Source organism: Spirosoma sp. (genome assembly GCF_048594605.1).
GTDB lineage: Bacteria > Bacteroidota > Bacteroidia > Cytophagales > Spirosomataceae > Spirosoma.
This window is the reverse complement of record NZ_JBMDWV010000205.1, coordinates 1-9383: the sequence shown is the minus strand read 5'-3', so window position 1 is coordinate 9383 and position 9383 is coordinate 1. Positions and strand designations below refer to the sequence as shown.

Here is a 9383-nt window from a genome sequence, read left to right as displayed (position 1 = left end):
GGGGTGTTGTTGGGGGTGGTGTGGTTTTAAAAACCCCCCCACCACCCGGTTTTGAGAATCGCAACGGCGAACCGGCCGCTCGCGTCAGGTTTAAGAACCTGACGGCACATAGAGCTATGCTTTGGCTTCTACTGCATTAGCTTCTCCAGATCATCAAATTTGCGAATAGCGTTGGCGGGAAGGTTTTCCCCTTTTTCGCCGAAAACGTACATAGCCGGATACTTCTCAATGGTACATTTCGACTCGTCGATGTTTCCGGCTTTGTCCTGTACTTTTTTGAGATCGAGTGAAAAGTTTTTCGCCAGAAAATCGTACAGGGCCAGCCGTTTATTTTTACCATAATCGTGGCCTTCCTGCGGCAGATGTACATTTTTTACTACGTCGGTTTTGCCGTAGAAACCATAAATCCGTTGCAGAAAAGGAAATTCTGTGTCCGGGACGTGCTGCGTCCAGTCTTTGCCGTCGGAAATCACCAGTTGCGGGCGGGGAGCCGCCATAGCCGCTATCTCGACGTTATTCGTACTATTGCCGCACAGATGCACGCCCATCCCACTTTCGCAGGGGCAGCCCCCGCTGTGATAGGACGACAACATGACCACGGGCACACTCAACGTAATGCGGTCGTCCAGCGCCGTGAGCAACATCGTCTGGCTGCCTCCGCCCGATCCGCCACTGATGGCTACACGCTTCGAATCAGCATTTTTGAGGGTGAGCAGCCAGTCCAGAATCCGCATCCCGTTCAGAATCTGAATCGTTTGGGCAAGACTTTTACGATGATCTTCGGCTTTAAACTGCAGAGCCGATTCGCCCCAGGCAAACAGATCGTAGCTAAACGCCATCGCGCCCATCCGCGCCTGCATCGCGCAACGATACTGACTATCGGCCCGGTAGCGTCCGTCACCGAAGTGCCCGTCCGGATTCAAAACAACCGGCATCTGGGCCTTAGTATTCAGGGGCTTGTACAGCGAACCCGCTACGTATAAACCCGGCAAGGTTTCAATCGCTACGTTCTCTACCGTATAGCCGTCATACGTTCGTTTGTTGGTAATGATCGGCTGGCTAGTAGGTTTGGCAGGTAGGTGCGACAGTTTCAGGGCTTCCCACATGCAGGTACGTAACTCGGCTTTGCGAGTCGACCAGCTCGCTACGTCCTGATAAAACGTAGCGAGATACGCAAGCTGTTGCTTGCCTTCGTCGGGTGTTTTGAGGTGATACTGATACGGCTGGAGTTTGTACTTCTTATCGCCTTCTTTGGCGAACGTAATGTCCTGCGAAGCCAGAATATTGGTCATGGTTTTCTCGACATCGGAAGGGCGAAAACGCCAGTCAGCATAGGTAACGTACTTGTCTTTGACTAACTCCTCCGGGTAGCGAATCTTAACCGAGTAGCGGGCCTCGATCTGGCTGATGACGTCTTTCAGCGGTTTTCTGAATTGACTATCGGAGGTCTGAGCAGATGCGGTTGTTACGTAGCTAATGAGCAGAATAATGGCACCTAATTTCCGCAACCGTGATCCTGTTGACGTTTCGACCGAAGGGGCGTTCGCGTTTCGGGGCGGGTTAGCTGCGTCTGCTACGTCTGAAACGCTGGATTTGGACGCGTTGCGCCAGCCGCTGTACAGCAGGTTTTGATCCAGCTTTGGTTTTGGGAAGAACAGGCTGGCCACGTAGCCGACGCCAATTACAACCAGGTGACTATACACACCCAGCATCAATTTATGCTGGGTAAAGTTGTAAGCACCGAGGTCAAGCAATAGGTTTTTCGTATCGCCGTAGCCGATTTTGGTGGACGTCAGGAAGGCGTAAGCCGTAAACAGAATGCATACGACAATGGCAATGTTGACACCCTGTTTATTGGCCCGCGCGCTAAAAATGCCCAACAGGAAAATCCCGACGATACCACCCGAAAAAATTGCGTAAAGTGTAAAGACAATGCCTAAAACGCCCTCATTACCAGCCTGTAAGTAAATCGCCCCAATGGCGATGGCGATAAGACCGGAAATAATGACAATCGTTTTGCTGACATTCAGATATTCTTTGTCGGTTCGGGCCGGACGGAATTTTTTGTAAAAATCTTCCAGCCCGACAGCGGCCAGCGAATTCAGGTCGGCGCTGAGGCTACATATGGCTGCCGAGATCATCGCTGCTAGAATGAACCCGACGACGCCTGTCGGAAATTTGGTAATGATGAAATACGGAAAAACCGCATCGGGACGCATGCCCGCTGGCAGAGGCTGCTGTTTGTAGTAGACAAACAGGGCCGTTCCGATGAACATGAACAGGGCCCAGACCGGCACCGTCAGCGAGATGCCCAGAATGGATGCTTTGATGGCGGCTTTGTCGGTTTTGGCGGTCAGATAACGTTGGACAACCGTCTGATCGGTCCCGTATTTCTGGATGGCGTAGAACGCGCCATTGATGACCATCACGAAAAACGTCAGCTTCGTAAAATCCAGATCATACGGACCAAAACCGGCTCGATTGTTGGCCGACGCTACGTTGAAAATTTCGGGTAAACCACCTTGTACGGAGAACACAAGAACCGCTACGCAGAGGAGTCCACTGGCGAAAAGCATGAATCCCTGAAACACATCCAGCCAGATAACGGCCTCAATCCCACCCAGCAAATTGACTGTAATGATGATCAGGCCAACCACGATGATGATGTAGAACGTATCGGCTCCGGTCATGTTCGTCAGCGCCACTGAAAGTAAAAAAAAGACAGTGCCCATGGAAGAAAACTGCCTGAGAACGAACGCCGTAGAGCTGTAATAGCGAGCAAATCCACCGAAACGCTTTTCGAAATATTCGTAGGTGCTGAGGCCAATTACTTTGCGGTATAGCGGTACAATAAACCAGATGGTTCCCAGCAAAACGATAGGGACCATCAGCCCCTGAACCAGCAAAATCCAGTTCGACGAGTACCCTTCGCTGGGGTAGCCCAAAAACGTAACGCTGCTGATCAGGGTTGCCAGCAGCGACATACCAATTGCCCAGGCCGGCACACGACCTTTGGCCGCAAAATAAGCTTCGGTCGTGCCTTGATTCCGGGCGTATCGTAACCCAAAATATAAGTTGATAATCAGTACCGTACCAATTATCAGGTAATCAAGTAAGCTCAACGTTGGGTTTGACATTCAGTTTAGGAATTTATTGTTTCGAAGGTCTGACATTGTCAGTATAAATCCTGTCGAAAATCATTCAAAACGTCCATAATTCCGGCGACCAGCGGTAACTTCCTGGCTTGACGGTGATGTGCAGGTTGCCTGGTCGGAGTTCCGCTTTTTCAATAACCGCGCTTCGCACTACGCCCGCTGCCAGTTCCTGCGTTGGCACCAGCCGCGTAACGCCGACTTCCCGCAGAACCGCGTCGGCGGTTGAGCCACCTTCAATAATCAGTTCATCCACCACAACCTGGTTGAGCACTTGCTTCACGGCTTTCGCCATAACGCTACGTAGGTGAACAGCCAGTCGTCGGGTGTGCTCGGCCGATGCGGAATCTATGGCCAGAATAACCTGCTCATGCCGCCGAAAACAGCCGACAATACTGGCTACCCAGTTTGCCAGTTCAGGCGATTCCTGACCTTCGGCATGCATAAGTGTATTCGGCATATAACAAACAAAATCACCGACAGTTGACGCCTTTTTCACCAGCTCAACGCTGTGGCCGAAGGCGCTGCCGCATACATAAAGACGGCAGGGACCCAGCGTTTTGGCGGAGAAGCTCTTAGGCTGTTTCGATGCGTACCGCGCCCCCAGGATAGCCGTGAAAAAGCCCGCGCCACCACCCGGCAACGTTTGCTCATCGACCCGGCTGACCCACGTCCTGAGGTCGCCCTGGGTACCCACTTCGCCAATAACGATGCCTGGCTGTAACGAACCCGTCGTGGGGGGAAGTACACGGATTGGTACGTTGTTTACGGCCAGCCGTTTCAATACATTTGATTCGGTTACCGGAAATTCCGGATCTTCGGAAAAGTGAGTCCGATGAATGAGCTGGCCCTGAACGTAGTAATTTCCGTCGATCAGAATTCTACCCAGGGCCGGATTCGCCGGAACGAGAAGTGCTTTTGCTAAACCCAATACGTCCAGTTGTGCGTTGGTTTCGGCGATAACATGACCCCGTAATACCGAATCAATTTTTTTGTAAATCAATTCTGGATTCATCGCCCGCAATGCCTCACTCACCTGCCTCATTTTCTGAATGGCCTCTGGCTCGGACACCGAACGGGCATCCGTAGCGATGACAAGCAGTTCGGCGGTTGATTGCGGATTGACGGACATCGCCAGCTCAACGTTGAGTCCGTACGTGAGCCCAATTCCGCCGAGTTCAGCGGCTCCCGTTAAATCGTCTGCAATGACGGCGATCATTTGTAAGGTCTGATTGAGTGCATGAGTGCTCAAGTGAATATACGTGTGTCAGCAATTCACTCGGTTAGTTATGCACTCATTATAGAATTCTTTGCCAGTTGAACGGCGGATTCAATTGCCAGAATCATCGCGTCGGGGCTTGCGACACCTTTTCCGGCAATTTCAAAAGCGGTTCCGTGATCGACCGACGTGCGAATAATCGGTAAGCCCATCGTTATGTTAACGCCTTTTACGCTGTCCATCTGCTTTTTATCCGCGTTCCATTTGAAACCCGTTAACTTAAATGGAATATGGCCCTGGTCGTGATACATAGCCACAACACCTCCGTAATAACCTGTTGCCGCTTTAGAAAACAGCGTATCGGCCGGAACCGGACCTTCAACATCGAAACCGCTACGTTTAGCTGCTTCGACCGCCGGTAGAATTTCTCCATCGTCTTCCGTGCCGAATAATCCTGAATCGCCTGCGTGTGGGTTCAATCCCGCTACGCCAATTTTCAGATTGGTTTCGCCCAGCGAAATCAGACCGTTGTGCAGCAACTCGATCACTTCCAGAATGCGCTCTTTCTTCACCAGGTCGCAGGCTTGCCGCAGCGATACGTGTGTCGATACGTGAATCACTTTCAGGTTATCTTCAACCAGCAGCATGCCGTATTTCTTTGTATTCGTGTAATGGGCGTAGATTTCAGTATGACCGGCAAAATGATGCCCCGCTTCATTAATGGATTTTTTGTTGATCGGCCCTGTCACCGTCGCGTCGATTTCGTCGGCCAGCGCCAGGTCAATGACGGTTTTGATTGATGCGAAGGCGGCTTCACCAGCCATCGCCGAGATTTCGCCAAATCTGAGCTGGGCAAGATCGACATTATTGAGATCATAAACGTCGATCGTACCCAACTCAAACGTAGCGTCCTGAATGGAGTGGATAGGATGAATAGCTACGTCCAGCTGTAACCTTCTCGAAATGTCCTGAAAAACAGCTGCATCGCCCACCAGAACCGGATTGCAGATGTCGTAAATAGTCGGGTTCAATAGCGCCTTTACGGCTATCTCTGGACCAATACTGGCCGGATCACCCATCGTGATGCCAATTACTGGTTTGTTATCGTGGTTCATTTTGTAATAGTTTTCTGTTTTCTGTTGGCTGTTTTCAGTTAGCCGACGCAAAAGACGTAACGCGTCGGCTAAAAGAAAACAGCAAAAAGAAAACTGTGAACTTTAAAGTTGTATTTCTTCTTTCATGAGTACTTCGGCGAAGCTGGCTTTGAGCTGCGTTTCTTCGCTTTTGGAAAGTTGCTGGAGGGGCGGCATCATGGTGGTTCCGCACAGGCCGTTTTCCTGCATCAGCACTTTCAGCGCCCACAACGAATCACCCAGCGTACGGCCTGACTGGTAGACATGACCAAATACATCCGACTGGTTCTGGTAGTAGAACGCTTTCTCTTCGTCGCCGTCCTCCACCGCTTTGAGCATGTCGCGGTAAATACCCGGAAAAAGGTTACCCGTACTTGGCACCAGACCATCACTCCCGGCCATCAGGGCATGAGCCGATCGGGCGGCCCAGCCCATAAAATGGCTGAAATCAGGCCGGTTTGCCCAGAGTGCAATAGATTCCTCCAACCGTTCCGTGCTACGTTCGGAGTCCTTCACCCCCACGATGTTCGGATGAAAACTTAATTCATCAAGAACGGGAATGGGAATCGACATGCGCGTCGTAGCGAAGATATTGTAAATGATCAGTGGGCCATGGAGCTGATCGGCCAGCTGTTCGAAATACCGTTTCATCTGATCGTCCGACAGCGCGTAATAACAGGGCAACGTAGCCGCCACGACATCGACGCCTGCGTCGAAACAGTAGTTGGCCAGTTCAACCGATTCTTCCAGACAGTTGCCCGAAATGCCTGCATACAAGACAGTATTCGCTGATTTCAGGCGGGCGGCCGCCTTCGTATACGCTTTTTTGACCGATAGGGATAACGACGTAGCTTCCCCCGTTGTGCCCAGTACAAACGGCATTGCCTCGTTCGCCTGAAGATTGGCCAGCATCTTCTCAACGGCCGCTACGTCCAGTCGATACGTTTCCGTCAGGGGCGTAACCAGCGGAACAACAACACCCTGGTATTTCTTTTTCATACTCATAGCTAATAAGCGGCTGTGTAAATAGCGATAGCATCATCACGGGTAATTTCCCGCGGGTTATTTTTTAGTAATCGTGTAATTTTCAACGCATCATCGGCCATATGCGGAATCGCGTCTTTGGGGATGTTGACGTCGCGCAACCGGGCTGGAATGCCGCATTTCTGGACTAATTCCCGGATTTTCTGGACACCACGAGCGGCCGTTTCTGCACAATCAGCACCCCGTTCGCAACCCAGCGCAGTAGCAACCTGAGCATACCGGCAAACAGACGCCGGCATGTTAAACTCCATGACGTACGGTAGCAGCAACGCGTTCGAAAGACCATGCGCCAGATGGAACATACTGCCCAGCGGATATGACAGCGCATGAACGCCCGCCGTATTGACCGGCCCAAGACAAAACCCACCTAACAAACTTCCCATAGCTACCTGAGTGCGGGCTTCTTCATCAGCCCCGTTACGTACTGCCTGCACAATGTTGCTGGCAATCAGACGCATACCTTCAAACGCGTACATATCGATGAAAGGCTGGGCGAACTTGTTGGTGTACGCTTCCAGACAATGCGTAAGGGCGTCGATGCCGGTGGCTGCCGTAATAGATGGCGGTACGCTAAGCGTCAACAACGGATCTACGTACACAATGTCGGGTACCAGAAACGGGCTGATGATGCCTTTTTTCTGATTATCCGAATCATCGACCAGAATGGCGTTGGGCGAAGCTTCACTGCCCGTTCCTGACGTAGCGGGTACGCAAATGAGTTTCTTCCGGCGTCCGGACAGGTTTCCGATGCCCAGCATATCGGTCAGCGTCTGATCGTTTTCCAGCTGAGCCGCCACCAGTTTGGCTACGTCCAGCACGCTTCCACCACCAATCCCCACCACTACGTCCGGGTTGAACGGCGTGATTGCCTGCATCAACGTAGTGAAATCGGCAAATGTAGGCTCCTGCACGATGCTGGTGTCGATCTGTACAACTATGGAACTGGCTTCCAGCTTATTAATTAGTGGCTGTAGCTTTGCCAACAGTGGGTTGATCGTTACGAGCAGCACCTTTCTGGGGAATAGCAACAGGATTTCGTCCGCCAGGTTACCAATCGAACCTTTGCCAAAGACGAGTTTGCCGGGAAAATGTATTTTTAATTCCTGCGTCATTCGTTTAAACTGCTGACTGAGTATGGTTTAGTCCTTCGTGATCTCTTTTGCAAGCGGTGCCGAGTACCCATCCAGTGCAGGCCAGACACCGTTTTCAATGGGTTTCAGCCTGAGCTTCTTCGGATCGACCACGGCGTGTTTGATCTTCTGTCGACGCCAGGTGTAAATCACATGAATTAGTCCGTCACTGGTCTGGATGATAGACGGGTAGGAGTACTGACTTATGGGCGAATCTTCCAGAATCATTGCCGCCGACCAAGTTTTTCCGTCATTCGACACGGCCAGGTTCAAGGGGGTGCGGGGTCCTTTTGCCAGATTGCCCGGTGGCAATACGTGGTTATATACCAGCGCCTGCCGACCATCTTTCAGCGTGACCGCATCCGTTCCTGAATTGTTGTTGGGTAATGACGTTTTCGCCAATGGTGACCAGGTTTCGCCGTTATCCGATGACCAGGATTCGACGATGGCGCGGTCCCTGCTACGTGCCAGAATCTGAAGCTTGCCGTTGCCATACGTCAGGATGCTGGGCTGAATGGCGTTTAGTGTTTTTCCATCGCTGATCGGACCGACTTTTCGCCAGGTTTTACCAAAATCCGATGTTACCTCGAAGTGTAGTTTCCAGCCATCACCTTCCGTACTGGTTGGGCAAAAAAGATTGCCGTTAGCCAGCAGAACCGGTTTGTTTTTAACCGGACCGATGTAGCCTTCGGGCAGCTTACGGGCTTCTGACCAGGTGCGTCCGCCATCTGAAGACGTTTTTAGTAATCCCCACCACTTCGACGGACTCGGGCCAACTTTATAGAAAAGCATCAGGTCACCTTTCGGAATCTGGTACAAGACCGGATTCCAGCAGGCGTAACGTAGCGTATCGTTAATAATGCCATTCGCTACGTTCTGCGGAGCCAGCCATTTCCCTTTTTCCTGTCGACTCACCCAGATGCATACATCGGGGTTTCGCTCCTTTGTTCCGCCAAACCAGGCCGATACCAATCCAGCCGGGGTTTCAGCGATGGTGGCTGCGTGACTTTCCGGAAATGGCGGATTTTCGACTACAAATTCATCGACGATCAGTCCCGACTGCCACTTCGCCAACTGGGCATACGTAACGCTGAACAGGGTCAGACTGATGAATAGGGTCAGATATAGGCTTCTTTTTTTCATTCTAGCGACGTTGGATAACCGTTAATTCGTTGCCTGTTTTTTCTCGGCCGCTTTTTTTGCTTTGATAGCTGCGGTGTAAGCGTTGTACATGTCGCGCCAGTTGCGGCCGTTCGTATTCAGATACTGCTCCGATTTGGTTTTGTAGATCTCAAAAATGGCCGAGATCTCTTTCATGTTTTTGTAATCGACAGCCTGTTCGCGGGCCTGCTCCAGAAATCCCAGAATCGTCGTTTCTTCCGTTGGAGTGATGTTGGGGACGATGGACCGGTACCCATTCATTGTGAAGGCAACTTTGCCAATCGTGTATTTGTCCAGAATGGCATCGACCTGACTTTTATCCAGATCCTGTTGCAAACCCGTCATGAGCGACTGGTGCACCGTTGAAGGAATCGCTGAATCGGCAATAAGCTGACGGTCAAGTTCCGAGAGTGGTTTTCCCGTAACGGGGTTGATTCCCGCCGGAACCGTGCTGGCTGGATGTTCATTGTGCCAGTCGCGCACGGCTTTCAGATGAGTTGCCACTACGTTGGTCAGGCGTTTTTCTTTCCCGGCGTCGTTCAGA

At 51.5% G+C, this 9383-nt stretch carries 7 protein-coding genes; all 7 read right to left on the bottom strand.

Translation table 11 applies throughout. The features are described 5' to 3' along the window. Positions 1 to 128: 128 nt before the first annotated feature. The gene (locus ACOJS8_RS12795) at positions 129 to 3137 is read right to left on the bottom strand and encodes a sodium:solute symporter family transporter (RefSeq protein ID WP_420148930.1); all 3009 of its coding nucleotides are present in this window, start codon (positions 3135 to 3137) and stop codon (positions 129 to 131) included. Positions 3138 to 3201: 64 nt separating this feature from the next. Further along, entirely contained in the window at positions 3202 to 4371 is a 1170-nt protein-coding gene (locus ACOJS8_RS12790; RefSeq protein WP_420148929.1) for a four-carbon acid sugar kinase family protein, read from the bottom strand. Positions 4372 to 4439: 68 nt separating this feature from the next. Then, positions 4440 to 5486, bottom strand: coding sequence for a 4-hydroxythreonine-4-phosphate dehydrogenase PdxA (gene pdxA, locus ACOJS8_RS12785; RefSeq protein ID WP_420148928.1), 1047 nt, complete (start codon positions 5484 to 5486; stop codon positions 4440 to 4442). 102 nt (positions 5487 to 5588) lie between these two features. Further along, on the bottom strand, positions 5589 to 6503 hold the full coding sequence (locus ACOJS8_RS12780) for a dihydrodipicolinate synthase family protein (RefSeq protein WP_420148927.1): 915 nt from the start codon (positions 6501 to 6503) through the stop codon (positions 5589 to 5591). Positions 6504 to 6511: 8 nt separating this feature from the next. Then, positions 6512 to 7660, bottom strand: coding sequence for an iron-containing alcohol dehydrogenase (locus tag ACOJS8_RS12775; RefSeq protein WP_420148926.1), 1149 nt, complete (start codon positions 7658 to 7660; stop codon positions 6512 to 6514). A gap of 27 nt (positions 7661 to 7687) precedes the next feature. Beyond that, positions 7688 to 8821, bottom strand: a complete 1134-nt coding sequence (locus ACOJS8_RS12770; RefSeq protein WP_420148925.1) for a sialidase family protein — start codon at positions 8819 to 8821, stop codon at positions 7688 to 7690. A gap of 21 nt (positions 8822 to 8842) precedes the next feature. Beyond that, a partial coding sequence (locus ACOJS8_RS12765; protein ID WP_420148924.1) for a DUF3826 domain-containing protein occupies positions 8843 to 9383 on the bottom strand: 541 nt, incomplete at its 5' end.